27 protein-coding genes, 1 pseudogene and 1 riboswitch are annotated in these 24,944 nt (G+C 61.0%); of the genes and pseudogenes, 13 read left to right on the top strand and 15 right to left on the bottom strand.

The features are described 5' to 3' along the window. Positions 1–17: 17 nt before the first annotated feature. Positions 18–245 (top strand): YccJ family protein, encoded by a 228-nt coding sequence (locus PUP35_RS07740; protein WP_008499832.1) that lies wholly within the window; start codon positions 18–20, stop codon positions 243–245. Positions 246–278: 33 nt separating this feature from the next. Here the strand turns inward: PUP35_RS07740 and agp are convergent, their stop codons facing one another. After that, a complete protein-coding gene (gene agp, locus PUP35_RS07735; RefSeq protein ID WP_274242528.1) occupies positions 279–1,520 on the bottom strand; it encodes a bifunctional glucose-1-phosphatase/inositol phosphatase in 1,242 nt (413 codons plus the stop codon). A 152-nt stretch (positions 1,521–1,672) separates the two neighbouring features. Here agp and PUP35_RS07730 point away from each other — a divergent pair, with 152 nt between their 5' ends. Further along, the gene (locus tag PUP35_RS07730; protein WP_111964502.1) at positions 1,673–2,116 is read left to right on the top strand and encodes a winged helix-turn-helix transcriptional regulator; all 444 of its coding nucleotides are present in this window, start codon (positions 1,673–1,675) and stop codon (positions 2,114–2,116) included. Positions 2,117–2,240: 124 nt separating this feature from the next. After that, positions 2,241–3,035 (top strand): SDR family NAD(P)-dependent oxidoreductase, encoded by a 795-nt coding sequence (locus PUP35_RS07725; RefSeq protein WP_274242526.1) that lies wholly within the window; start codon positions 2,241–2,243, stop codon positions 3,033–3,035. A 1-nt stretch (position 3,036) separates the two neighbouring features. Here the strand turns inward: PUP35_RS07725 and PUP35_RS07720 are convergent, their stop codons facing one another. After that, positions 3,037–3,396 (bottom strand): winged helix-turn-helix transcriptional regulator, encoded by a 360-nt coding sequence (locus PUP35_RS07720; protein ID WP_023335206.1) that lies wholly within the window; start codon positions 3,394–3,396, stop codon positions 3,037–3,039. A gap of 100 nt (positions 3,397–3,496) precedes the next feature. On the opposite strand from PUP35_RS07720, the gene PUP35_RS07715 reads away from it, so the two are divergent. Next, positions 3,497–4,246, top strand: coding sequence for an SDR family oxidoreductase (locus PUP35_RS07715; protein ID WP_274242523.1), 750 nt, complete (start codon positions 3,497–3,499; stop codon positions 4,244–4,246). Position 4,247: 1 nt separating this feature from the next. Here the strand turns inward: PUP35_RS07715 and PUP35_RS07710 are convergent, their stop codons facing one another. Beyond that, positions 4,248–4,751 carry a DedA family protein gene (locus tag PUP35_RS07710; RefSeq protein WP_115874689.1) on the bottom strand — a complete coding sequence of 168 codons (504 nt, stop codon included), beginning with the start codon at positions 4,749–4,751 and terminating at the stop codon, positions 4,248–4,250. 158 nt (positions 4,752–4,909) lie between these two features. Further along, a riboswitch (M-box (ykoK) riboswitch) is annotated at positions 4,910–5,079 on the top strand. A gap of 60 nt (positions 5,080–5,139) precedes the next feature. Here PUP35_RS07710 and PUP35_RS07705 point away from each other — a divergent pair. Beyond that, positions 5,140–6,141 carry a magnesium transporter gene (locus PUP35_RS07705; RefSeq protein WP_111964506.1) on the top strand — a complete coding sequence of 334 codons (1,002 nt, stop codon included), beginning with the start codon at positions 5,140–5,142 and terminating at the stop codon, positions 6,139–6,141. Here the strand turns inward: PUP35_RS07705 and hpxK are convergent. From hpxK to hpxU, 7 genes are all read right to left on the bottom strand, one after another. After that, positions 6,107–7,369: an allantoate amidohydrolase gene (gene hpxK / locus PUP35_RS07700; RefSeq protein WP_274242520.1), complete on the bottom strand. Its 1,263-nt coding sequence runs from the start codon at positions 7,367–7,369 to the stop codon at positions 6,107–6,109. The two genes, PUP35_RS07705 and hpxK, sit on opposite strands and share 35 nt — an antisense overlap. Continuing rightward, on the bottom strand, positions 7,366–8,607 hold the full coding sequence (locus PUP35_RS07695) for a pyridoxal-phosphate-dependent aminotransferase family protein (protein WP_274242518.1): 1,242 nt from the start codon (positions 8,605–8,607) through the stop codon (positions 7,366–7,368). The genes hpxK and PUP35_RS07695 overlap by 4 nt, the downstream gene beginning before the upstream one ends. A gap of 13 nt (positions 8,608–8,620) precedes the next feature. Continuing rightward, positions 8,621–9,358 (bottom strand): amino acid ABC transporter ATP-binding protein, encoded by a 738-nt coding sequence (locus PUP35_RS07690; protein ID WP_115874685.1) that lies wholly within the window; start codon positions 9,356–9,358, stop codon positions 8,621–8,623. Continuing rightward, positions 9,339–9,995 (bottom strand): amino acid ABC transporter permease, encoded by a 657-nt coding sequence (locus tag PUP35_RS07685; RefSeq protein ID WP_274243242.1) that lies wholly within the window; start codon positions 9,993–9,995, stop codon positions 9,339–9,341. Before PUP35_RS07685 ends, PUP35_RS07690 begins: the two co-directional genes overlap by 20 nt. Beyond that, complete coding sequence (locus PUP35_RS07680; protein ID WP_111964571.1) at positions 9,995–10,660, bottom strand: amino acid ABC transporter permease; 666 nt, start codon at positions 10,658–10,660, stop codon at positions 9,995–9,997. Before PUP35_RS07680 ends, PUP35_RS07685 begins: the two co-directional genes overlap by 1 nt. Positions 10,661–10,664: 4 nt before the next feature. Next, positions 10,665–11,447, bottom strand: coding sequence for a transporter substrate-binding domain-containing protein (locus PUP35_RS07675; RefSeq protein ID WP_023311064.1), 783 nt, complete (start codon positions 11,445–11,447; stop codon positions 10,665–10,667). A 191-nt stretch (positions 11,448–11,638) separates the two neighbouring features. Further along, positions 11,639–12,478 carry a MurR/RpiR family transcriptional regulator HpxU gene (hpxU, locus tag PUP35_RS07670; RefSeq protein ID WP_115874683.1) on the bottom strand — a complete coding sequence of 280 codons (840 nt, stop codon included), beginning with the start codon at positions 12,476–12,478 and terminating at the stop codon, positions 11,639–11,641. 142 nt (positions 12,479–12,620) lie between these two features. Between hpxU and hpxW the strand changes: the two genes are divergently transcribed. From hpxW to hpxZ, 4 genes are read left to right on the top strand one after another with little or no spacing between them, the layout of a single operon-like run. Then, positions 12,621–14,204 (top strand): oxamate amidohydrolase, encoded by a 1,584-nt coding sequence (gene hpxW, locus PUP35_RS07665; protein WP_274242514.1) that lies wholly within the window; start codon positions 12,621–12,623, stop codon positions 14,202–14,204. Between the two features lie 11 nt (positions 14,205–14,215). After that, complete coding sequence (gene hpxX / locus PUP35_RS07660) at positions 14,216–14,404, top strand: oxalurate catabolism protein HpxX (protein ID WP_045334723.1); 189 nt, start codon at positions 14,216–14,218, stop codon at positions 14,402–14,404. Further along, entirely contained in the window at positions 14,401–15,798 is a 1,398-nt protein-coding gene (locus tag PUP35_RS07655) for an AtzE family amidohydrolase (RefSeq protein WP_274242510.1), read from the top strand. The genes hpxX and PUP35_RS07655 overlap by 4 nt, the downstream gene beginning before the upstream one ends. Continuing rightward, on the top strand, positions 15,795–16,181 hold the full coding sequence (gene hpxZ / locus PUP35_RS07650) for an oxalurate catabolism protein HpxZ (protein ID WP_149366301.1): 387 nt from the start codon (positions 15,795–15,797) through the stop codon (positions 16,179–16,181). The genes PUP35_RS07655 and hpxZ overlap by 4 nt, the downstream gene beginning before the upstream one ends. Before the next feature lie 48 nt (positions 16,182–16,229). Here hpxZ and puuE read toward each other — a convergent pair whose 3' ends face one another. From puuE to PUP35_RS07635, 3 genes and pseudogenes are all read right to left on the bottom strand, one after another. Further along, a complete protein-coding gene (gene puuE / locus PUP35_RS07645) occupies positions 16,230–17,129 on the bottom strand; it encodes an allantoinase PuuE (protein ID WP_271367686.1) in 900 nt (299 codons plus the stop codon). Further along, positions 17,086–17,918 (bottom strand): annotated as a pseudogene (gene hpxA, locus PUP35_RS07640) (allantoin racemase). The gene puuE and the pseudogene hpxA overlap by 44 nt, the downstream one beginning before the upstream one ends. Beyond that, positions 17,918–18,634, bottom strand: a complete 717-nt coding sequence (locus tag PUP35_RS07635; protein WP_274242507.1) for a GntR family transcriptional regulator — start codon at positions 18,632–18,634, stop codon at positions 17,918–17,920. The pseudogene hpxA and the gene PUP35_RS07635 overlap by 1 nt, the downstream one beginning before the upstream one ends. Before the next feature lie 144 nt (positions 18,635–18,778). Between PUP35_RS07635 and PUP35_RS07630 the strand changes: the two genes are divergently transcribed. Then, the gene (locus tag PUP35_RS07630; protein ID WP_111964517.1) at positions 18,779–20,275 is read left to right on the top strand and encodes an NCS1 family nucleobase:cation symporter-1; all 1,497 of its coding nucleotides are present in this window, start codon (positions 18,779–18,781) and stop codon (positions 20,273–20,275) included. Positions 20,276–20,375: 100 nt separating this feature from the next. Next, positions 20,376–21,695: a guanine deaminase gene (gene guaD / locus PUP35_RS07625; protein ID WP_111964518.1), complete on the top strand. Its 1,320-nt coding sequence runs from the start codon at positions 20,376–20,378 to the stop codon at positions 21,693–21,695. On the opposite strand, the gene uraH is transcribed toward guaD, so the two are convergent. Both uraH and uraD read right to left on the bottom strand, forming a co-directional pair. Next, positions 21,675–21,998 (bottom strand): hydroxyisourate hydrolase, encoded by a 324-nt coding sequence (gene uraH / locus PUP35_RS07620; RefSeq protein ID WP_115874674.1) that lies wholly within the window; start codon positions 21,996–21,998, stop codon positions 21,675–21,677. The two genes, guaD and uraH, sit on opposite strands and share 21 nt — an antisense overlap. Continuing rightward, complete coding sequence (gene uraD, locus PUP35_RS07615; protein WP_274242503.1) at positions 21,995–22,495, bottom strand: 2-oxo-4-hydroxy-4-carboxy-5-ureidoimidazoline decarboxylase; 501 nt, start codon at positions 22,493–22,495, stop codon at positions 21,995–21,997. Before uraD ends, uraH begins: the two co-directional genes overlap by 4 nt. 239 nt (positions 22,496–22,734) lie before the next feature. On the opposite strand from uraD, the gene hpxO reads away from it, so the two are divergent. Continuing rightward, positions 22,735–23,889 carry an FAD-dependent urate hydroxylase HpxO gene (hpxO, locus tag PUP35_RS07610; protein ID WP_127730317.1) on the top strand — a complete coding sequence of 385 codons (1,155 nt, stop codon included), beginning with the start codon at positions 22,735–22,737 and terminating at the stop codon, positions 23,887–23,889. Positions 23,890–23,903: 14 nt separating this feature from the next. Then, on the top strand, positions 23,904–24,941 hold the full coding sequence (gene hpxD, locus PUP35_RS07605) for a molybdenum cofactor-independent xanthine hydroxylase subunit HpxD (RefSeq protein WP_274242501.1): 1,038 nt from the start codon (positions 23,904–23,906) through the stop codon (positions 24,939–24,941). Positions 24,942–24,944 lie beyond the last annotated feature (3 nt).

Genomic DNA, 24,944 nt, shown 5'->3' with positions numbered 1-24,944 from the left:
CCAACAGGAGGACAAGCATGCCAACTCAAGAATCCAAAGCTCACCACGTGGGCGAATGGGCAAGTTTACGCAACACCTCTCCGGAGATTGCCGAAGCTATCTTTGAAGTCGCTAAATACGATGAAAAGCTGGCCGAGCAGATTTGGGAGGAAGGTAACGATGAGGTGCTGGTGCGCGCCTTCGAAAAAACGGATAAAGACTCGCTCTTCTGGGGCGAGCAAACCATCGAACGTAAAAACGTCTAAGCGTTTCCCCCCGCCGCAGCGGGGGGTTCTCTTTTACTTCGCCGCGTTATTCATCACCGCATTGAATTTGTCGACAGGACAGAAGCCATTCGCATCTACCGGGCAGCCTTTCAGCTCCAGCGTCACGCGCTGTGCAGGCGACTGCAGCGACAGCACGCTGGCGTTGCGCAGCTGCTCTGAGCTCTGATAGACATACTCAATTTTCATCAACTCCTGGTTGGCATTTTTGTCATGCCAGCGCTGAAAGACAATCTTGCCGCCAATCGGGGTGCGTTCCTGCTGGTCGTGCAGCTGATACGGTTTGAAATCCAGGGCCGTCAGCAGGGAAGCAATGTTCGAGTCATGTCCCACCAGCAGGGTGATCTTAGGCGCTTTAGCCTGGTCGGTGACCAGCGTTTTATCGATATATTTCACCAGCGGCTTCGCTACGTTTTGCGCCACCTCGGTTGAGGTAAACAGCGAGTCCTGATAGCCGTTCTTCAGCTTCGACAGCACGCGCCACTGCTGGTCGGTTTTGATTTCTCCCCAGGCCACCTGGTCGGCCGGGAAGCCTTCGTAATACTGCAGCGTAAACGCGTCCACCAGCGAGTTACCCACCTTCAGCGGCCCGGATACGCCAGGCTCTTTTTCATAGTCGGCGCTGAAGGTATCTTTTGCGTCCGCCAGAGAGCAGACTTTTTTCTCTTTGCAGGACGGCGAATCGGCGTAGTTAGTCATCTGCTCAAGCAGCTTATAGCTTTCGCCAAGCTGCATTTTCTGCCGCTCGGTCTCCATCGCCTTGAGCGCTTTTTCGCGGAATTCCGGCGAGTTATCGATAATCACCGGGTTGAACGTCGGGTCCATGGTGCCCATTTTTTCCTGATGGTGCACGGGCACATCGCAGCCCGGGAACGCGCCGGTAATGAAGAACTGCGCGGTGGCGACGGTACGCTGCAGGCTGTTGGCGTAAGCATAAACGCTATCCGCCGCTGGACATTCTCCCGTCTTCACCATCCCCTGCTGCGCCAGCCACTCGCGCATGTAATGGCCCATATAGACTTCCAGCACGCCACCTTTGGTGGTGAGCTGACCGCCCGGCACCTCCCACTCCGGCCACTGCTTCGGCGTGGACTGCTCCAGCACGCTGCCGTTATTAGCGAGCGGCGCGCGCAGGTTATGGCGACTCATGATTAAAACTTGCTCCAGCTGATACCCTTCCGGCGTCTCTTGCGCCTGCACGCCAAACGTTGCTGAAATGGAACCGGCGACTGCCAGCGCGAGTAGTGCTTTTCTCATCCCTAATTCCTCACTCGTTTTAAAATGTCGCGTTCAGTGTGACAGATTCGTGACAATTTTCCGGGAAGCATTTCTCAAACTGATGATTAACATGCTTACGACGCGTGCAGATTAGTTTTATAATAAAACCACACCCCACCGGAGAATGCGCTGTGAAACGTACCCGCCTTGAAGAGAGCACCTGCCCCGTCGCCCGTTCGCTGGATATTATAGGCGACTGGTGGTCGCTGCTGATTGTTCGCGACGCGCTACGCGGGATTAAACGCTTCGGCGAGTTCCAGAAAAGCCTCGGTATCGCAAAAAATATGCTGACTACGCGGCTCAAGCTGCTGGTCGACGAGGGCATCCTCCGGCTTCAGCCCGCGTCTGACGGCAGCGCCTGGCAGGAGTATGTCCTGACCGATAAAGGGCGCGCCCTGCAAACGGTGCTGGTTGCCCTCTCCCAGTGGGGCAACGAGTTTTTGTTCGCGGAAAACGAATGCGGCACCGTGCTGGTCGATACCGAACAGCGCAAACCTCTGCGTAAACTGGCGCTTATCGCCGACGACGGGCGCGAACTGACGCCTGAAGAGATCGTGGCTAAACTCCCCTCCTGACCGTTCCCGACGGCAAAAGCACAAAATGCTCGCAAATATGGTTGCATTATAAAACCAAATAGCAGAGAGTTTATTCAGTTTCATATTGAAACCAAATAACCCACTTTGCTTTGAGGTAACACAGATGACTACGCAAATCACAACCGCCCTGATTACGGGTGCCTCTTCCGGGATCGGTGCCGTCTATGCTGACCGCCTTGCCGCGCGCGGCGCTAACCTGGTGCTGGTCGCCCGTCGCGAGGGTCGCCTGAAAATCCTCGCCACCGACCTTCGCGCGCGCTATGGCGTGGCCGTCGATATTCTGGTGGCCGATCTCACCGATGAAGCCGGGATCCGCGCCGTGGAAGAAGAGCTGCGCAGCAATACCGCCATTGATACGCTCGTTAACAACGCGGGCACCGCGCAGATGGCACCGTTCCTCGCGGGCGAGGTGGCGCAGCATCAGGCCATCAATACCCTGAACACCACGGCGCTGATGCGTCTGACCTACGCCATCCTGCCGCGCCTGGCGCAGAACAATCGCGGCACGCTGATCAATATCGCGTCCGTGCTGGCCCTGCACGTCCGGGCGGGCAGCGCGCTTTACAGCGCCACCAAGGCGTGGGTGTTGAGCTTTACACGTGGGTTACAGGAAGAATTTGCCGACAGCAACGTGCGCATTCAGGCCGTACTGCCTGCCGCCACGGCGACTGAAATCTGGAGCCATTCAGGCGTCACGGTGGACGATCTGCCGGAAGGATCGGTGATGACCACCGACGATATGGTGGATGCGTCGCTGGCGGGTCTGGATCAGGGTGAACCGATCACCATCCCGCCGATGCATGACGCTGGCCTGTGGGATCGCTACGAAGCGGCGCGCCTTGAGCTGTTCAACAGCGCGCGCACCGGCATTCCGGCACCGCGCTACGTAAAACAGTAGCCTAACGCTCAAGCTGGTCGCCGTACTCGCTCATCCAGGCGGCCAGCGGGGAGAGTGCGTCCTGCAGGGTTAACCCCAGCTCGGTTATCTGATACTCCACGCGCGGCGGGATCTCCGGGTAGACCGTCCGCGTCACCAGCCCGCGCTGCTCAAACAGGCGCAGCTGCTTAGTCAGCTCTTTCTGCGTGATGGGGGCAGCCGCCCGCAGCAGATCGCCAAAGCGTACGGGCGTATTAAAGACAATCAGGCGATAGAGAATGGGGATCGCCCATTTACCGGAAATCAGGTTCACAAACTGCGTCATCGGGCAGGTATACGCCTCAGATTTTTTTTCGCAGCACACCTCCAGCATTTCTGCCATAGCACACCTCTTGCCTCTTTAGTATCCATTTGGTACCTGGTTTCCTTTCGATACTAACGTTTCTATAGTGCTTTCTCCAGTGACATTTCAGGAGAAGAATATGGGTCATTTAACAGATAAATATACGCTGATTACCGGCGGCACCAGCGGCATCGGCCTCGCCACCGCGCAGGCGTTTATCGCCGAAGGCGCGCGCGTCGCCGTGACCGGGCGTAACCCGGACACCCTCGCCGAAGCAGAACGTATTCTTGGCGATAAGGCCTGGGTGATCCCAACCGATGCGGGCGATATCGCGTCGCAAAAAGCGCTGGCGGAAACCCTCGCCACCCGCTGGCCGCGCCTGGACGCGGTGTTCCTCAACGCCGGCGACGTAACGCACGCGCCGCTGGAAGAGTGGCGGGAAGAGACCTGGGATCGCCTGATGGGCATCAACCTGAAGGGACCGTTCTTTTTGATTCAGGCGCTGCTGCCGCTGCTGAATAACCCGTCGTCGGTGATCCTCTGCGGCTCCGTGAGCGCGCGCATCGGCCTGCCCACCAGCAGCGTGTATGCCGCGAGCAAGGCCGCCCTGCTGTCGCTGGCGCGCACGCTCTCGGCGGAACTGCTGCCGCGCGGGATACGCGTCAACGGCCTGAGCCCCGGTCCGGTGGAGACCCCGGCGTTTACCAAAACGGGCTTAAGCGACGAGGCGCTTAACGCGATGATGGCGGAAATCATCAAGCTGGTGCCGCTCGGCAGAATGGGCTCAACGGCGGAGCTGGCAAAAGCCGCGCTCTATCTGGCGTCCGACGAGTCGAGCTACACGGTGGGAACCGAGCTGCTGGTGGACGGCGGAATGGGAAGTCTGTAATTCAAAAGGCGCTGATGCCGGTGACCGCGCCGACATACAGCGCCGCCCACGCGCAGGCTGAAAGCAGGCTGACGAGGTAGACCTTGACTGCGTTCAGCCTGAGCATACCCGCCGCCAGCGGCACGATGTAACGCAGCACCGCCAGAAAGCGCGACGTAAACAGTGCGATAACGCCGTTCTTTTGCAGCTGATGCTGTACCCGCAAAAACGTAGCGGCATGCTTCGACGTAAAGCGCGCGACCAGCCGGGTGTGCCCCATCAGCTGCCCTAAGTGGTAGTTCAGCACCGATCCCGCCGTTGCCCCCATCACTACGGCCAGCCATGCCAACGCAGGATGCATGCTCCCCTGGCTGACGGTAATGCCCGCCAGCAGCATCACCGACGCGGGCGGCAGCACGGAGGAGATCAGCACCGTCGATTTACTCAGCGCCATCACAAATAACAGCGCGAAAAGATGTGCCGGATACAGCGCAAAATGATTCAGCAGATTATCAAGCCACGCCATTTTCTCTCCTCCGTTAATTATTTAATCCTCCATTTAAAATGAACAAACCTAAATAAACCCTCAACGCTTTATTAATAATATTTATCTAAACCGTTCTTAAACATTATTTAATTTCCTGAGCGGTAAATTTAAACAGGCGTATTATTTCCCTCGTTTTACAACGATCTCGTTATGGCGAGGCTCCTGTACAAATACACGTTATCGCTCTGGTAGGTTCGAGAGAACCGGCACAGGGTAAAACAGGCACTGTCGAATCAAGGCTTTGTCAGTATAACTTCCCTCACGGGATACGGTGTACAGTGCTGAACCCAGGACGTGGGGATCTCCTCTTCGACATGCCCTGTCTTGCTCGCCCCTGAGAGATGTTATTATTCAAAGGGAATTCACTATGTCTTACGCTATTCACAACCAAAACCTGGCATTCAATGACAGCGCTGTTGCGCAATATATGAATACCGATTTTATTGTCCTTGATATTTCATTATGCGTGGCGCTGGCGCGCGAGCAATTCTTCGAAAAATTAAAAGACGACGATATTCCGTCTCATATTTTTATTGAAGACAATGGTCGCCTGGCGGGCATGATTGCCGTGCGTAAATTGCTGCAAACCGCCGACACGGTCCAGCCGGTGAAATCGCTGATGATTTCGCAGTTTTTGCAGGTCAAACCGGAGGATGAACGTGCCGACGTTGCCGGACTGCTGGCGCACGGCGGCGCGGATGTGGTGCCTGTGGTCACCCACGGTAAGCTCGTCGGCTGCCTGACGGAGCGCGAAATCGCCCATTTGCTGGAAGATGACGTCACTGAAGACGCCCAGCTTCAGGGGGCGACGCTACCGCTGGAGAAGCCCTATCTGGATACCAGTCCGTATAGCCTGTGGAAGAAACGCTCCGTCTGGCTGCTGCTGCTTTTTGTCGCAGAAGCCTACACCAGCTCGGTGATCCAGCATTTCGAAGAGGCGCTGGAGTCCGCCATCGCGCTGGCGTTTTTTATTCCGCTGCTGATCGGCACGGGCGGCAACAGCGGGACGCAGATCACCTCCACCCTGGTGCGCGCCATGGCGCTGGGGGAAGTGCGTCTGCGCGACGTTGGCCGCGTACTACGTAAAGAGATGACCACCTCGCTGATGATTGCCGCCACGCTCGGTATCGCCGGGTGTATCCGCGCCTGGATGATGGGGATTGGGCTGGAGATTACGCTCATCGTCAGCCTGACGCTGGTGTGCATTACGCTCTGGAGTGCGATTGTGTCGTCCGTCATTCCGATGGTGCTCAAGCGCTGCGGCATTGACCCGGCTGTCGTCTCCGCGCCGTTTATTGCGACGCTTATCGACGGTACCGGGCTGATTATCTACTTTAAGATCGCGCAATATACGCTGGGGCTGGAGTAACGCGGTCCGCCAGCTGGATCACCGCTCGCGAAAACGCCTCAATCGCCAGGGCGACATCTTCAGCCATCACCGATTCCGCCGGATGGTGGCTGACGCCCCCTTTGCAGCGCACAAACAGCATGCCGACCGGCCAGCGTTCCGCGATGGCAATCGCATCATGGCCCGCACCGCTGGGTAGCGATAGCGAGCGACCCTGTACCGATTTGACCGCCTCCTCCAGCACGTTTTGCAGGTGGATATCGCACGGCGTGGCGGCAATGCGGTAAAACTCCTCGGCGCTGAAGTCCAGATTGCGGCGCGATGCGATCGCCTGCGCATGCTCCAGCAGGTCGTTAAGCAACCGATCCAGCGGCGCATCCTGCGGGCCGCGAATATCCAGCGAGAGCTGAACCTCGCCGGGGATCACGTTCACCGCCCCCGGCAGGCAGCGCAGCTCGCCAACCGTCGCCACCAGGTTTCCGCCCTGCTGTCGGGTAGCGTTTTCGATGATGACCATCCACTCGGCGGCGGCGGCCAGCGCATCCCTGCGGTGGTGCATCGGCACGGTTCCCGCGTGCCCGGCCTCGCCGGTAAAGCGACAGTTCAGACGACGCGCGCCGTTAATGGCTTGCACCACGCCCATGGCGAGCGTCTCCTGCTCAAGGCACGGCCCCTGCTCAATATGCAGTTCCAGATAGGCGCTGAAATCCTCCTGACGGCGCGCGGCATGCAACACGCGGGCAGGATCGAGCCCCACCAGGGTCATCGCCTGCGCCACGCTGATTCCGCTGGCGTCGGCTTTCTCCAGCCAGCCCTGCGGCCAGGTGCCGGTGATGCCCCGGCTGCCTAACAGCGTAATGCCGAAGCGGGTCCCCTCTTCGTCGCAAAAGCCGACAATCTCGATGGCCTGCGCCAGATGCACACCCTGCTGGCGCAGGCTGTCCACCACCTCAATGGCGGCAAGCACGCCGAGCATGCCGTCGTAGCGCCCGGCATTGCGCACGGTATCGAGATGCGAGCCGAGCAGCACCGCCTGCGCCCCCTCCTGCTGGCCTTCATAGCGTCCACAGATATTGCCCACGCTGTCCTGCCAGACGGTCATGCCAGCCTGGCGCATCCACTCCCCGACCAGCTGGTTAGCCTGCAGATGCTGCGTGGAGAGATAGACCCGCGTCAGGCCGTCCGGGGTTTCGCTGATGGCGGCCAGCGCGTCGGCGCGCGCCATCACCCGCTCTGCCGCCGGGCTCATTGCTGCGTCTCGCGGCGATAGTGGTCCCACGCGGCCTGCATGGCGGCCCCCTGCGTGGTGGAGAATTTCAGGTAGTTCAGCACCGACTCCAGCGCGCTCAGGGTGGTCATCACGCAGTCCTTGCGTGCGTTGTAGCCCATGGTGCCAATGCGCCAAACTTTGCCGTGCAGCGGGCCAAACGAGGTGCCGATTTCAATCCCGAAATCCTCCAGCATCAGCTTACGCACCTGGTCACCGTTGATGCCCTGCGGGATCACCACGCCCAGCACGTTGTTCATCTTGTGCTTCAGGTCGCCGAAGGTCTCCAGCCCCATCGCCTGAATGCCCTTCAGGAGCGCATCGCCGTGCAGCCTGTGGCGAGCGATGCCGTTATCCAGCCCTTCCTGCAGGATAAGACGCGCGCACTCGCGGGCGCCAAACAGCGCGGTGGTGGCTTCGGTGTGGTGGTTAAGACGTTCCGGCCCCCAGTAGTCCATCACCATGCCGAGATCGAAGTAGTTGGAGTAGATCATCTCCTCGTCGCCGTCGCGGTGGGCGTCGGTGCGTATGCCTTCCTCAACGCATTTGCGGCGGCGGATCGCCTCCTCCATGCGCGCGCTCAGGGTGATCGGCGAGGTGCCCGACGGGCCGCCGAGGCATTTCTGCATCCCGGCCGAGACGGCATCCAGCCCCCAGGCATCGGTCTCCAGCGCGTTACCGCCCAGCGACGCGGTGGCATCGGTGTAAAACAGCACGTCGTAGCGGCGGCAGATCGCGCCCAGCTCGGCGAGCGGCTGCAGCATGGTGGTGGAGGTGTCGCCCTGCACGGTCAGCAGCAGGCGCGGACGAATACGTTTAATCGCATCCTCGACCTGGTCCGGGGTAAACACCTCGCCCCACGGCACCTCGATGGTATGCACCTCCGCGCGGCAGCGGCGGGCAATTTCGCACAGCAGGTGGCCAAAGCGGCCAAAGACCGGCACCAGCACCTTATCTCCCGGGCGGATGGCGGAGACCAGAATGGCTTCAATCCCCGCGCGGGAGGTACCGTCCACCAGCATCGTCCAGCGGTTTTCGGTGCGGAATACGCCGCGATAGAGCGCCATCACCTCGTTCATGTAGTGGGTCATGGCCGGATCGTACTGCCCGATCAGCTGGCTCGACATGGCGCGCAGCACGCGCGGGTCGGCGTTGATCGGGCCCGGCCCCATCAGCAGGCGCTGCGGCGGGTTGATTTGCGGAAAGTGTGCGATATCCATTGTTAAGTCCTTATCAGTTGAGGCCGCGCACGGAGGAGATGAACTGCTTCAGTTCCGTGGTCTGCGGGTTGGCGAACAGCGTTTTGCTGTCGCCCTGCTCCCAGACTTTCCCCTGGTGCATAAACACCACGCGGTCGCCCACTTCGCGGGCAAAATTCATTTCATGGGTAACCAGTATGAGCGTCATCCCCTCGGCCGCCAGCTGCTCCAGAACTTTGAGCACTTCGCCCACCAGCTCCGGGTCGAGCGCGGAGGTGATCTCATCGCAGAGCAATACTTTCGGCGACATCGCCAGCGCGCGGGCAATCGCCACGCGCTGCTGCTGGCCGCCGGAGAGGCTCGACGGGTAGTAATCCAGACGATCGCCGAGGCCAACCTTCTCCAGCATGCGCTGCGCCAGCTCGCGGCATTCGGTGGCGCTTTTCTTCAGCACCCGACGCGGGGCGAGCATCACGTTTTCCAGCGCCGTCATGTGCGGGAACAGGTTGAAGCTCTGGAACACCATCCCCACCGAGCGGCTGATTTCACGCGCCTGGGAATCCCGGTCGGTAATGGTCATGCCGCCCAGCTTGATGCTGCCGTCCTGATAGCCTTCCAGACCGTTAATGCAGCGCAGCAGCGTGCTTTTGCCCGATCCGCTGCGCCCGATAATGGAGATTACCTGGCCCATGTCGATATCCAGATCGACGCCCTTGAGCACGTGGTTATCGCCGTAGTACTTCTGCACCTGATTAATGGTGATGAGAGGCATTGAATTTCGTCTCCAGATAGCGGCTGTAGCGCGACAGCGGATAACACAGAATAAAGTAGCCCAGCGCCACCAGCGCAAAGACCTTAAACGGCTGATAGGTCACGTTGGTCAGCATGGTTCCGGCCTTGGTCAGCTCGACAAAACCGATAATCGACGCCAGCGCGGTGCCTTTGATCACCTGCACGGCAAAGCCGACCGTCGGCGCAATGCCGATGCGCAGCGCCTGCGGGGCGACGACGCGAAACAGGGTCTGGCCGAAGGTCATCCCCAGGCAGCGCGACGCTTCCCACTGCCCCTTCGGTAAAGCGCGAATGCAGCCGTTCCAGATATCGAGCAGAAACGCGCTGGTGTAAAACGTCAGCGCCAGCGAGGCGGCGGTCCACGGCGAGACGTCGATGCCGAACAGCGCCACGCCGAAGAAGGCCAGGAACAGCTGCATCAGCAGCGGCGTGCCCTGAAACAGCTCAATATAGCCGCGGATAATGCGCGTCACCGTGCGCCCGCCCGTCAGGCGCAGCAGCAGGAGAGGCAGGGTTACCACCGCCCCGCCGACGAACGCCACCAGCGACAGCAGCACCGTCCAGCGTCCGGCCAGCAGCAGGTTGCGAATAATGTCCCAGTCGGTAAAGGTGGTCATCATGCCTGCACCCCCAGCCATTTGCGTCCTGCCGCCATCATCAGCTGGCGCAGAGTTATCGACAGCGCCAGGTAAATCCCGGTTGTCACCAGATAAACCTCAAAGCTCAAAAACGTTCTGGACTGGATCAGGTTGGCGGCGAAGGTCAGCTCTTCATAGGAGACCTGCGACACCACCGACGAGCCGAGCATCACGATGATGCACTGGCTCACCAGCGCCGGGTAAATGCGCTGCAGCGCGGGCGGCAGCACCACGCGAATAAAGGTCTGCAGGCGGGTGAGCCCCAGCACGCGTCCGGCTTCCCACTGCCCTTTCGGCGTGACCTGAATGCCCGCGCGGATAATCTCGGTGCTGTAGGCGCCCAGGTTTACCACCATGGCCAGCAGCGCCGCTTCCCCCGCCGTCATCTTCAGGCCAAGATTTGGCAGGCCGAAGACAATGAAAAACAGCTGTACCACAAACGGCGTGTTGCGGATGATCTCCACGTAGCCGCCCCAGATCCGGCTGAACCAGGTCGTGCGTCCGCTGCGGATCGCCGCCCCGAAAATCCCTATCGCCAGCCCGCCGACGGTCGCCATCACCGTCAGCTGAACGGTGACCCACAGCCCTGCCAGCAGCTCCGGCCAGTGCGGCCAGAGCGCGGAGAAATCAAGTTGCTCAGTCATCGGCTCAGGCGCCAAGATTTGCCGGCAGCGGGGCCTTCAGCCATTGCTCAGACAGGCCGTTCAGCGTGCCGTCCTTGATGCCCTGCTCAATCAGCGCATCCACTTTTGCCTTCAGGGCCGGTTCGTTTTTCTTCAGGCCAATAAAGCACGGCGAATCTTTCAGCATAAAGCTCGGCACCGGGGCTTTATCCGCGTTCTGGCGCGAAATGGCCGCCACCACGAGGTTACCGGTTGCCACGTACTGCACCTGCCCCGACAGGTAAGCGGAGAGCGTGGTGTTATTGTCTTCGTAGCGTTTCACGTCCGCGTCTTTCGGCGCCAGTCCAGTCAGCACCATGTCCTCCACCGCCCCGCGCGTCACGCCGATGGTTTTTCCGCTCAGCGCGGCGGCGTCCTTCAGCTCGGCCCCTTTTGGACCAAACACGCCAAGGAAGAACGGCGCGTAGGCGCGGCTGAAGTCGATCACCTTCTCGCGCTCCGGGTTTTTACCGAGGCTGGAAATGACCAGGTCCACCTTATCGGTTTGCAGGTACGGCACGCGGTTGGCGCTGGTCACCGGCACCAGCTGCAGCTTGAGCTTCATCTGTTTAGCGAGATAGCGCGCCATATCGATGTCGTACCCCTGCGGCTGCAGATCGGTTCCCACCGAGCCAAACGGCGGGAAGTCCTGCGGTACGGCAATACGGATAGTGCCGCGCTTCTCGATATCCTGTAGCTGGTCAGCCTTTGCCGGCAGCTGAGTGAAGAGGCATGCTGCCCCGGCCAGTGCAATCAACAATTTTTTCATGGTGCTTCCCCGTAACGTTAACATGAAACAAAAGATTCTTTGAATGTGATTTTGCAACTAATGTGCCAGATAAGGCGAAGCGGGAAATATTCTTGTAAAGCCTGATAAAACGCGGGCGGGGCGAAAATGCTCTCCATTTTCGCCCCGCCATTACGCACCATTTTAATGCAAAGCACCAGCCTGATGCCCCATTATCGCTGTTCCAGCTCGTCCAGCTGCTGGTAGAGGGAGGCAATCTCGTGAATGCGCGGACGGCCTTTATCGAGGATCTCATGCAGGAAGGCGTTCGCCAGCAGGTTGATCAGACTGTTAACCGAGGAATAGCTGTCATAGGCCGAGACGCTGTCCAGCGGGGCGCAGAGCTGCCAGCTGGCGAGCGGAAACAGGCTGTGGGCCTGCGGCTCGCACATCAGCAGCACCGGAATACCGCTGCTCTGAAGCTGCTGCATCAGCGGGCGGATAATGCGCGGACGGCGGCGGAAGGCCATCATGACCACCAGATCGTCCGGCGTTAAGTCCACCAGCTCCTCGCTCAGGCTCTGCCCCGGCTGCGGCAGGACCAGCACCTGACCGCGCGCCTGCAGCAGCTGCTGGCGCAGGTGGAGCGCCGCCGGATAGGCGTTACGCATGCCGATAATAACGATGCGCCGCGCCTTCACCATGCAGGCCATGGCGTCGGCAAACTGCTGCGCGTCGAGGGCATTGACCCACTGGGTCAGGTTCGCCATCTCCTGCTTGTAGTGGCGTGCCAGCAGCGTGTTGCCCTGCACCGCGTCGCGATTATCGGTGAGCGGCATCCCGCTCTGGCGCAGGGTGCGCAGCTCTTCGCGCATGTCTTTATATTTCTCATAGCCCAGACGCTTAAACAGACGGCTCACCGTGGCTTTCGATACCCCGCTCAGCTGCGCCAGCTCGGCGCTGTTGTAGCTAATGAGATCGTCAAAATGATCAAAAATAAAGTCCGCCACCCGCTGCTCCTGCGGCGACAGCGACGGGTATTGTGCTTTCAGACGTTCATCCAGTTGTTCCATAGCGCCTCTGTAACTTTTGTTTCATCACATTTTGGTTTTCATTCTACCTTTCATTATACGTGCCAGTTTACTGAAACTTTTCTTTCAGAACTGGAACAGCTTTTGCAGCGCCTTGTGACTTTCAGGGTTACGAGGACTCTTCATGCAAAGTAATGTCTCCACACACGGTATGGCGGTTGCGCCCCACCACCTCGCCAGCCAGAGCGCGCTGGCGGTGCTACGCGAAGGCGGCAGCGCGATAGAAGCGATGGTCGCGGCGGCGGCCACCATCGCCGTGGTCTACCCGCATATGAACGGGCTGGGCGGCGATGGCTTCTGGCTTATCGTACCGCCGGAAGGCGACCCCATCGCCATTGACGCCAGCGGCGCGGCAGGATCGCACGCGACGCTGGCCGCCTACGATGGGCTCAAGCAGATCCCCCATCGCGGACCGCAGGCGGCGCTAACCGTCGCCGGCACGGTCAGCGGCTGGGACGAGGCGCTGAAGGTTTCCCGTGAGATGACCGGCAAGTCGCTGCCGCTGGCCCGCCTGCTGGCCGACGCCATTGACTACGCGCAGAACGGCACGCCGGTCACGGCCTCTCAGGCTCACGCCACTGCCAGCAAGTTCGACGAGCTGAAGGATGTTCCGGGCTTCGCGGAAACCTGGCTGGTCGACGGCAAGCCGCCGCAGGCCGGGAGCCGCTTTTATCAGCCCGCCATGGCTACAACCCTGAGGCGCCTGGCGGAAGACGGTCTGGACAGTTTTTATCGCGGCCCGCTGGCGGACGTGCTGGCGCACGGCATGGAGACGCTGGGCCTGCCCGTTACGCTGGCCGATTTACACGCCCACGCAGCCCGACGCACCGCGCCGCTGACGCTGCAGCATCAGCAGGGGGAGATCTTTAACCACGCCCCGCCGACGCAGGGGCTGGTCTCGCTGGCGATACTCGGCATCACCGACCGCCTGAACATGGCGGAGGCCGAAGACGCCGAAACCCTTCACCGCATCGTTGAAGCCACCAAGCTGGCCTTTGGCCTGCGTGATGCCCACATCACCGACCCGCGCGAGCTGAAAACCGATATTCAGGATCTGCTGGATCCCCCCGCTCTGCAGGCGCTTGCCAACAGGGTTGACGACGGCCGTGCCGCACCGTGGGGAACCGGAAAAGGCCCCGGCGATACGGTGTGGATGGGAGTGATGGACAGCAGCGGGCTTGCCGTGTCGTTTATCCAGAGCATTTATCACGAGTTCGGCAGCGGCGTGGTGCTGCCCGATACCGGCATCGTCTGGCAGAACCGAGGGGCATCATTCAGCCTCGATCCCGCCCATCTTCTGGCCCTCGCGCCGGGCAAACAGCCGTTCCACACCCTGAACCCGGCGGCGGCGCGTCTGAAGGACGGTCGCGTGATGGTCTACGGATCGATGGGCGGCGACGGACAGCCGCAAACCCAGGCCGCGATCTTTACCCGCTACGCGATTCAGGGCGTGCCTTTACAGGAGAGCATTTCCCGCCCGCGCTGGCTGCTGGGGCGCACCTGGGGACAAACCTCGGACACCTTAAAGCTTGAAGGACGTTTTTCACCCGAGACGGTCGTGCGCCTGCGGGCACTCGGTCACGAGGTGGAGCTTTTCCCTGACTTTAGTGAAGCCATGGGCCACGCGGGCGCGATTGTCCGCCACCCCAACGGGCTGTTCGAAGGGGCATTTGACCCGCGCAGCAACGGCGCGGCCGCCGGATTCTGAGGAGAAAAAAAATGACGACACACCAACCCGACTGGCAGGCATACCTGGCGCAAATGGAAACTGTACTCGGCGTGACGCTGGATGACGCCCGCCGCGCCGAGCTGCAGCTGCAGTTCAGCCGCATAGCCACCATGGCCGCCCCGCTGATGGCGCTGCCGCTCGACGACCGTCTTGAGATCGCAGGAGTATATAAAGCATGACGCTACACGAGATGAGTATCAGCGCTATTCAGCAGGCGCTGAGCGCTGGGGAGCTGAGCGCTCGCGAGATCGCCCGACAGACGCTGGAGGGGATTGCGCGCGTTAACCCGCAGATCGGCGCCTGGACCGCAGTGACGGAAGCACGCATGCTCGCCGAGGCCGACAATATCGATACCCTGCGACGGGAAAAGCGCCCCCTGCCGCCGCTGGCGGGCGTGCCCTACGCGGTAAAAAATCTGTTCGACGTTGCCGATCACACCACCCTCGCAGGAGCCGAATTGTTCAGCCAGCGCCCTGCCGCCGCCGCTGACAGTTTTGCGGTGCGCCAGCTGCGCAGCGCGGGCGGGCTGCTGACCGGGATGGTCAATATGGACGCCTACGCCTACGGCTTTACCACCGAGAACAGTCACTACGGCACGACGCGTAACCCGCACGACCTGACGCGCATTGCGGGCGGGTCGTCCGGCGGTTCAGCCGCCGCGGTGGCCGCCGGGCTGGTGCACTTTTCGCTCGGCACCGACACCAACGGCTCGATTCGCGTTCCGGCCTCCCTGTGCGGTATCTATGGCCTGAAGCCCACCTTTGGCCGCCTGTCGCGATCCGGCAGCCATCCGTTTGTCGCGAGCCTGGATCATATCGGGCCCTTTGCGCGCCGCGTGTGCGACCTGGCGTCCGTGTACGACGCGCTGCAGGGACGGGATACCAGCGACGGTTTTCAGGCCGAGTGCTCCCGGGAACAGACGCGCCCCCTGCTCGATCGCGGGCTTGATGGCCTGCGCTGCGCGGTGCTCGGCGGCTATTTCACCACCTGGTGTGACACGGACGCCAGAGCCGCCGTGGCGCGGGTAGCGAAAGCGCTCGGCGTGCAGGATGAGCTGCAGTTCCCTGACGCCGAGCTGGCGCGTTCGGCGGCGTTTATCATCAGCGCCTCCGAAGGGGGAAATCAATACCTGCCCGCGCTTCGCCATGAACCGGCGCGTTTTGAGCCGCACTCTCGCGAACGGCTGCTCGCCGGGGCGATGATCCCCTCAGCCTGGTATATTCAGGCCCAGCGGTTTCGCGCTCACGCCCGGCAGGCGTTCAAAACCCTGTTCGCGCAGGCCGACGTGCTGATCGCCCCGGCCACTCCGCGCAGCGCCACGCTGGCGGGTGAGCAGACCATGGAGATTAACGGCCAGCCGCTGCCCATTCGCGCCAGCATGGGGATGCTGACCCAGCCAATTTCGTTTTTGGGCCTGCCCGTGACCACCGTTCCCCTGCGCACCGCGCAGGGTGCGCCCATCGGCCTGCAGCTGATTGCCGCGCCGTTTAACGAGCAGGCCTGCCTGCGCGTCGCGCGGGTTCTGGAAGAGAACGGTATCACCGATGCCCGCCCGGCGGAGATAGCAGCATGATGAATCACGATGACATTAACCTCCCGTGGGTGGTTGCCGAGGTGACCGCTGCGTTTTACCGCTATGAGGACGCGCTGGTGAGCAACAACGTTGCGGTGCTGGACGAGCTGTTCTGGCACGACAAAAGCACGGTGCGTCTCGGAGCGGGTGAAAACCTGTACGGGATTGATGAAATCCGCGCCTTTCGGGCGGCGCGCCCGTCCGCCGGATTGCAGCGGACGCTGCGCCACACAGTGATTACCACCTTTGGGGAGGATTATGCCGTGTGCAGCACCGAGTTTACCCGCGCGGGGACGGAACGCATTGGCCGCCAGCAGCAGACGTGGGTACGGTTTGCCTACGGGTGGCGGATCGTGGCGGCGCAGGTGAGTTTGATGTCGTAGTCGTAGGCCGGGTAAGGCGCAGCCGCCACCCGGCTAAAGACGGCTCAGTTATTTCTGAAACGGATGCACCTCCCGCCAGTGGTCGGCAATCTGCTGGCGGGTACAGACCCATACCCGCTCGTGCTGCTGCACATAATCCAGGAACTTCTGCAGCGCGCGAAAACGCCCCGGTCTGCCCAGCAGGCGACAGTGCATGCCGATGGACATCATCTTCGGCGCGCTTTCTCCCTCTTCGTACAGCACGTCAAAACTGTCCTTCAGGTAGGTATAGAACTGCTCGGCCGTGTTAAACCCCTGCGCGGTCGCGAAGCGCATGTCGTTCGCATCCAGCGTATACGGCACAATCAGGTGCGGCTTGCGGGTGCCGTCGCTGCAGGCCACTTCCGTCCAGAAGGGCAAATCGTCGCCGTAGTAGTCGCTGTCGTAGTCAAAACCGCCGTGCTCCACCACCAGCTGGCGCGTGTTGGGGCTGTCGCGCCCGGTGTACCAGCCCGTTGGCGGCTTGCCGAACAGGTCGGTCAGAACGTGCACCGCCTTATGCAGGTGTTCGCGCTCCTGGCTGATGTCCATGTTTTGATAGTGGATCCAGCGCCAGCCGTGGCTGACCACGTCGTAATCCGCGGCTTTGATCGCCTCAACGATCTCCGGGTGACGCGCCAGCGCCATCGCCACGCCAAAGACCGTTAGCGGCAGGCCGCGCTTTTGAAATTCATTGTGGATCCTCCAGAACCCGGCGCGGCTGCCGTATTCGTAGAGGGAGTCCATCGACATGTGTTTATCCGGGTAGCTGGCCGCGCCGATAATGTCCGACAGGAACTGCTCGGATCCGGCATCGCCGTGCAGAACGTGGTTTTCCGCCCCTTCCTCATAGTTGAGCACAAACTGCACGGCGATGCGCGCCTGATTAGGCCACCGCGCGTGCGGCGGGTTGCCCGCGTAGCCGCGCAAATCCCGCGGATAATCCTGTTCAAAAAGCCCCATTGCCACCCCCAAAAATTAAAATGGATTCAATGCCTGAAAATGCCCGCTTAACGGTTTGTTCTCCGGGAATGCCAGATCCCCGTGCTTGCTGGTCGACAGCCCCAGCGCCACCAGCGATTCCACCATCTTCACCGCCGCGCTGACGCCGTCGATCACCGGCACGCGCAGCTCGCGGGTCAGCTCCTGCGCCAGCGTCGCCATGCCGCCGCAGCCCAGCACGATGGCGCCACAGCCATCCTCTTTCAGCGCCTGTATACAACGCGCGCGCACTTTTTCCTGCGCCAGACCGCTGCCATCCTCCAGCGCGAGCACCGGAAGGTCGATGGCGTGCAGCGCCGCGCAATGGTCCTGAAAGCCATACTGGTGCAACAGATGACGGGCAATAATCAGCGTGCGCGGCAGCGTGGTAACCACCGAAAAACGCGTCGCCACCAGCGTCGCCATGTGCATCGCGGCTTCGGCAATGCCGATAACCGGCCCCTGGGCCAGCTCGCGCGCCGCCAGCAGGCCCGGATCGCCAAAGCAGGCAATCACGTGACCCGACACGCCCTGTTCCCTGCCTTTTTTGATCTGTTCCAGGACACCGACGGCGGCGATGGCCTCATCAAAGTGGCCTTCTATAGACGGCACGCCCGCGCTCGGGCAGACCGCGAGGATCTCCGTCCCCGGCGCCGCCACCGCGCGCGCCGCCGCGCCGATGGTTTCCGTCATGGCGAGGCTGGTGTTGGGGTTGATCACTTGTATACAGACAGACATTACGACTCCTTGTGGCCGGCAAACAGCCGGGCAAAATCAGGCAGGCACTCGCCCGCCCGCTCGAAGCAGAGGCTGGCGACGATATGTTCAAAATGGTGCGTGAGGGCATCGCTTAATGGCTCAAGCGCCTTCTGGCGCAGCAGATCCACAAGCTGTTCGTGATCGTTGCAGCGGCAGCCCTGACGCCACGGCGCGCCCCAGGTGGCAATCACCAGCGAAGAACGCTGGCTCAGGCTGGTCACCATCTCAGTGAGCACCTGGTTGCCGGAGATGGCCTGCAGCTGAATGTGGAAATTGGCGGAGTGGCGAATCGCCGCCGGGCCGTCATAGGCCTCGTGCGCCTGCTGCTCCTGGCGAATAATGGTCTCCAGCGCGGCAAGGTGCGGCGGCTGGCAGTGCGCCAGCACGTCCGGAAGGTTAGCGACCTCCAGCAGGGCGCGGGTGCGAAAGATGTGTCGCGCCTCTTCCACCGTCGGGCTGGCGACGTGTGCACCACGCTTGGGCGTCAGGGTGACCATTTGCACAGCGGCGAGTCGTTGAAGCACCTTGCGGATGCCCGTGCGGCTTACGCCAAACACCTCGGCCAGCGCCTCTTCTGGCAATTTGCTCCCCGGCAGCAGCTGATGTTCGACAATCGCGGTCATCAGCGCCTGAAAGATCGATTCGTCTTTGTCATGCAGGTCTGGCGCGGTCTGCAGGGCGTTTATGTTGTTCATTCACCACTCCGTCTTTTACTCTTCGTTATCGAATCGTATACATAAAAATAAAATATTGCATACAAGATTTATTATTTTGGCCTGGATCCTGCAACACCGTTTGCACTCCCGCTTAACGGGTTTTCATTCACAGGAGCAGGTTTCATGCCAAACAGTCAAAACGCACAGCAAGGTACGGCCGCTGATTCCGGTGCGGTTTACAGCCCACGTCTTTGCAATGAGGATCTGGCACCGACGCGTGACCAGAACTGGAGCTGGTACAACATCTTTTCGTTCTGGATGTCGGACGTTCACAGCATGGGGGGTTATGTTGTCGCCGCGAGCTTCTTTACGCTCGGGCTGGCAAGCTGGCAGGTGCTGCTCTGCCTGCTGGTGGGGATTTGCATCGTGCAGCTGTGCGCCAACCTGGTGGCCAAACCAAGCCAGATGGCTGGCGTGCCCTATGCGGTGATCAGCCGTCAGGCGTTCGGCGTCTTCGGAGCCAATATTCCGGCGGTGATCCGCGGGCTGATTGCCTTCGCGTGGTACGGCATCCAGACCTATCTTGCCGCCAACGCCCTGATGCTGGTGGCGCTGAAGTTCTGGCCATCGCTCTCTTCGCTCACCGCCGGCGCGTTCCTGGGCCTGTCTCATCTGGGCTGGATCTGCTTCGCTATTATGTGGGTCCTGCAGGCGATGGTCTTCTGGCACGGCATGAGCGCCATCAAGCGCTTTATTGATATCGCCGGTCCGGCGGTCTACGTGGTGATGCTTGCCCTCGCAGGCTGGATTGTATACAAGACCGGTTTTGACGGGATCTCCTTTACCCTCGCCAGCAAATCCCTGAGCGCGGGCGAGCAGACCTGGCAGATGATCACCGCGACCGCGCTGGTGGTATCTTACTTCTCCGGCCCGCTGCTCAACTTTGGCGACTTCTCCCGCTACGGAAAAAGCATGGGCGAGATCCGCCGCGGCAACCGCTGGGGCCTGCCGTTTAACTTCCTGCTGTTCTCCATCGTCACGGTGGTGATTGTGTCCGGCACCCAGTCGCTGTTTGGCCGCATGATCACCGACCCGATCGAAACCGTCAGCCGCGTGGGCAACGATCTGGCCGTGGCGATTGGCCTGCTGACGATGATCACCGCCACCATCGGGATCAACATCGTGGCAAACTTCGTCTCCCCGGCGTTTGATTTCTCTAACTGCTCGCCGCAGAAAATCAGCTTCCGCACAGGGGGCATGATTGCCGCCGTCGGCTCGATCCTGCTCACCCCGTGGAACCTGTTCAACTCGCCGGAGCTTATCCACTACACCCTGGACGTGCTCGGGGCGTTCATCGGCCCGCTGTTCGGCATTCTGATTGCTGACTTCTACCTGATTAAGCGCGGCAAGGTGTCGGTTGACGATCTGTTCGACGACACGCCAAAGGGCAAATACTGGTACCGCAACGGCTTTAACCCGAAAGCTATTGGCGCGCTGATCCCGTCCGTTGCCGTGGGCCTGGTGATTAGCTTTATCCCGGCCCTGCATGAGGTGGCGAACTTCAGCTGGTTTATCGGCGTCTTCCTCGGCGGCGTGACCTACCGCTGGCTGGCGCGGGAAGATCGTGAGACGGCGGGCGCGACGTCGTTCAGCTCCCGCGTGGCAACGCAAAAAGAGTAACCCTCGTCCTCCGGCCGCAGCGTATCTGCGGCCCTTTCATTCTGGCACCGTTCTTGCTGAGCCCTCTCACCCCCGCTACGCAAACACGAAGGCAGGAACCATGATGGAATACCAGACTGCGATACGCGGTGCATTTTTTGATATTGCCCGGGTCTGCGACAGCGCAGACGCCATTGCTCAACACGCGCGCTACCTTGAGGACGGGCTGCTGTTTATACAGAGCGGGAAAATTCTGGCGCAGATGCCGTGGCAGGAGGGCGAGCAGTATCTTGACCCCCACAAGGGCTATACCGACCTGCGCGGCAGGCTGCTGCTGCCCGGTTTTGTCGACACCCACGTCCATTACCCGCAAACGGAGATGATCGGCGCCTTTGGCGAACAGCTGCTGGAGTGGCTGACCACCTACACCTTCCCGGTGGAAAGCCAGTTTGCCGATGAGGCCTACGCGAAAGAGATCGCCGAATTTTTCATACAGCAACTGGTTAGCAACGGCACCACCACCGCGCTGGTGTTTTGCACGCTGCATCCGGAATCGGTCGAGGCGCTGTTTACCGAGGCCCTGCGCCTGAACATGCGCCTTATCGCCGGAAAAGTGATGATGGACAGACACGCGCCGGACTACCTGAGCGAAGACGCGAAGCAGAGCTACCGGCAGACGCGGGCGCTAATCCAGCGCTGGCACCACCGGGGACGGCTGGGCTATGCCATTACGCCGCGCTTTGCCCCGACGTCATCCCCCGAGCTGCTTGCGGCGGTCAGCCTGCTCAGAGAGGAGTTCCCGGACACCTGGCTGCAGACCCACCTGAGCGAAAACCCCAACGAAGTGGCCTGGGTAAGCGACCTCTGGCCGGAGCATGAGCGCTATCTCGACGTGTATCACCACTACGGCCTGACCGGCGAGCGCAGCGTGTTTGCCCACGCGATCCATCTGCACCACAGCGAGTGGCAGTGCCTGCATGACACCGGCTCGGCGGTGGCGTTTTGCCCTACCTCTAACCTGTTTCTCGGCAGCGGGCTGTTTCGCCTGCCCGCCTGCTGGCAGCACAGGGTGCGGATGGGCATCGGCACCGACGTTGGGGCGGGCACGACCTTCAGCATGCTGCGCACGCTGGGGGAAGCCTACAAGGTCGGCCAGCTTCAGAGCTACCGCCTGCGCGCCAGCGAGGCGTTTTATCACGCCACGCTGGGCGGCGCGCACGCCCTCCGGCTGGACGATAAGATTGGCAACTTCACACCCGGCAAAGAGGCGGATTTTGTGGTCATCGATCCCGACGTGACGCCGCTGCAGCGCCTGCGCAATCGCCGCTGTCAGGATATCTACGAGCAGCTTTTTGTGCTGATGACCCTCGGAGACGAGCGCAACATCAGCGAGACCTGGGTTAACGGCGAGCGGGTGTGGTCAACTGCCCCGGTAGGTTGACCACCCGCCGGGGGCAATCACAAACGGCAGATGGAAATGCTCGTCTGCCGTTTCTCCCGTCACAAAATCAATTTGCGCACAGGGGTAGATTGTCTCCCGGCCGGTATCGCTAAACCACGCCCCGATCTCCGCCACCAGCCGATAGCGGCCCGCGGGCAGAGAGGCAACGAACGCGGCGATGCGCCCCTGCGCGTTGGTCACGCCCGTCGCCAGCGTCTTTCCGTCCTGTTGCAGATGAACCGTTACGCCCTCTGCGGGCTTGCCCGTAGAGATATCGAGAATATGGGTGCTGAGTGTGCTCATTCGCTAATAACTCCTTCCAGCCGAAGCAGCGTAATTTCCCGCAGCTGTTCCAGCGCGGCACGGATTTCCTGCGCGTCGCTGTTCTCCAGCCGCGCGTGCAGGGCCCGCAATATCTCCTCGCCGCTGCGACCCTTCGCGCGGATCAGAAACACGCGTCCGAAGCGGGCCTCGTAGCGGGCATTCCCCTCGCGCAGCCCCTGGGCAAGGGCGCCATCGCGATCGTTCACAGCGCCCTGCTCCTGACGCGACAGCGCCGCCTCCGCCGCTGAACCCGCGGGCTTTTCCCCGATGCGCGGATGGGCGCTCAGGGCCTGCGCCAGCGCCGCTTCGTCCCAGTTTTGCGTCAGCGCGCTTGCCGTACTGAGTAATTCGTCCCGGCTGGCGTATGGCCGCCCCAGAGCCAGCGCGTCGGCCCAGCCGGGTATCGCCACGCAGGGCTGAAGCAGCGTAAGAGCATCTTTCTCAGGAAGCTGATTGAAGTCGTGCAGTGCGATCATAGTGTCTCCTTTATTATCCTTCTCCAGGCTATTGCACAAACCACGCCACCTTGAACGCGGGCGTGAAACAGTCGATTCCGTATATCTCAACTGGAAATTTTTGATTCATAAAAAGGCACGCTCACCGCGTTTATGCACCTTAGCAGTGCAAACGTCTCCCTTACAACGCCATTTTCGCCACTCTGCAGCCTGGTACGCAAATTGCTGAATGTCTTTACACCCTGCAAAAGGAGAGAAGCATGAAAGCAATCGTGATTGGCGCGGGTATTGGCGGCCTGAGCGCTGCCGTGGCGCTGAAGAAAGCGGGCATCGACTGTACCGTGTTTGAAGCCGTAAAGGAGATCAGGCCCGTCGGGGCGGCCATCTCCATCTGGCCTAACGGCGTGAAATGCATGCAGCACCTCGGCATGGGCGACATCATCGAGACCTGGGGCGGGCCGATGCGTTTTATGGCCTACAAGGATTACCGGCGCGGCGAGACTCTGACCCGCTTTAGCCTTGCCCCGCTGGTTGAGCGTACCGGCGGGCGTCCCTGCCCCGTCTCGCGCGCTGAACTCCAGCGCGAAATGCTGGACTTCTGGGGGCGCGACGGGGTGCAGTTCGGCAAGCGCGTGGAACACGTCCATGAAGACGACGCGGGCGTGAACGTCACCTTCACCGATGGCACCACGGCAACCGGCGATTTTCTGATTGCCGCCGACGGCAGCCACTCGGCGGTTCGCCCGTATGTGCTGGGGTATACCCCGGAGCGCCGATACGCCGGGTACGTAAACTGGAACGGGCTGGTGAAGATTGACGAAGAGATTGCCCCGGCGCACCAGTGGACCACCTTCGTTGGCGAAGGCAAACGCGTGTCGCTGATGCCCGTCTCCGGCGGACGCTTCTACTTCTTTTTTGACGTGCCGCTGCCCGCAGGCCTGGCGGAAGATCGCACCACCCTGCGCGCCGATCTCACGGGCTACTTCCGCGGCTGGGCGCCGCCGGTGCAGAAGCTTATCGCGGCGCTGGATCCTGAAACGACCAACCGCATCGAAATCCACGATATCGAGCCGTTCGACAGCCTGGTGCGCGGCAACGTCGCGCTGCTCGGCGATGCCGCGCACAGCACCACGCCGGATATCGGCCAGGGCGGCTGCGCGGCGATGGAAGATGCCGTAGTGCTGGGGGAATGCCTGCGTGAAAACCATAATATTACGCTAGCGCTGCGGCAGTACGAGGCGCTGCGCTGCGACCGGGTGCGCGACCTGGTCCTGAAGGCGCGTAAGCGCTGCGACGTCACCCACGGGAAAGACATGGCGCTGACGCAGGCCTGGTATCAGGAGCTTAGCGAAGAGACCGGAGAGCGCATCATCAACGGTCTGTGCGAGACCATTCAGGGCGGCCCGTTAGGCTGAACGTAAGAGGGATAATGATGAAAAGAGAACCGACTCCACCCGCCCACTGTACGTTTGAGCCAGAGGACTGGCTGCGTCTGGCGAAATGCTGGCATCCGGTTGCGCGCGCCTGCGACGTCGGTCCGGCGCCGGTCAAAGCGACGCTGCTGGATGAACAGCTGGTGATTTACCGGATAAACGACCAGGTTGTGGTCGCCCGTGACGTTTGCCCGCACCGCGGCGTGCCGCTGACGCTCGGCTTTCACGATGAGCACGGGATTATCTGCCCCTATCATGGTTTACGCTTTGGGGAGGACGGGCGCTGCAACCGTATTCCGTCCAGCCCCGACCAGCCCGTTCCGGCGAAGCTGAACCTGATTAACTACGCCGTGGAAGAGCGGTACGGGCTGATCTGGACCTGCCTGGCCTTTGATCCGGATAACCCCGCGCCGCTGCCCGCCATGCCGCACTGGGATGACGACGGATTTCAGCAGATTAACTGCCCGGCGTTTGAGGTAAACGGCTTTGCCGGACGTCAGGTAGAGGGTTTTCTGGACGTGGCGCACTTTGCGTGGATCCACACCGAAACCTTTGCCGACCCCAATAATCAGCTTGTACCTGCCTATCAGCCGCAGGAGACGCCGTTCGGCTTCGTGGCGGATTACTGGAGCTCCGTGAGCAACTATCCCGCCAGTTCGGACGTGCAGGCACCAGAAGGGTTCCAGTGGCTGCGCCATTTTGAAATGCACCTGCCGTTTACCGCTACCCTGACGATTCATTTTCCGGGTGAATCGCGGCTGGTGATCATGAACGCCGCGTCGCCCGTGTCGTCGCGCGTGACCCGCATGTTCGCCCCTATCGCCCGCAACTTTGACCTGCATATTCCGGTGGAGGATGTGCATGCCTTTAACCTGCGCATTTTTGAAGAGGATCGCCTGATGGTCGAAACCCAGCGCCCGGAAAGCCTGCCGCTGGATCTGACGCTGGAAGCCCATATTCCCGCAGATAAAAGCTCAATTGCCTACCGTCGGGGGCTGAAGAAGATGGGCTTTGGCGAATTTTTCCTGGTATGACGG

It is taken from the genome of Enterobacter sp. S-33 (assembly GCF_028735835.1).
Lineage (GTDB): Bacteria > Pseudomonadota > Gammaproteobacteria > Enterobacterales > Enterobacteriaceae > Enterobacter > Enterobacter vonholyi.
This window is presented reverse-complemented; position numbering and strand designations above follow the sequence as displayed.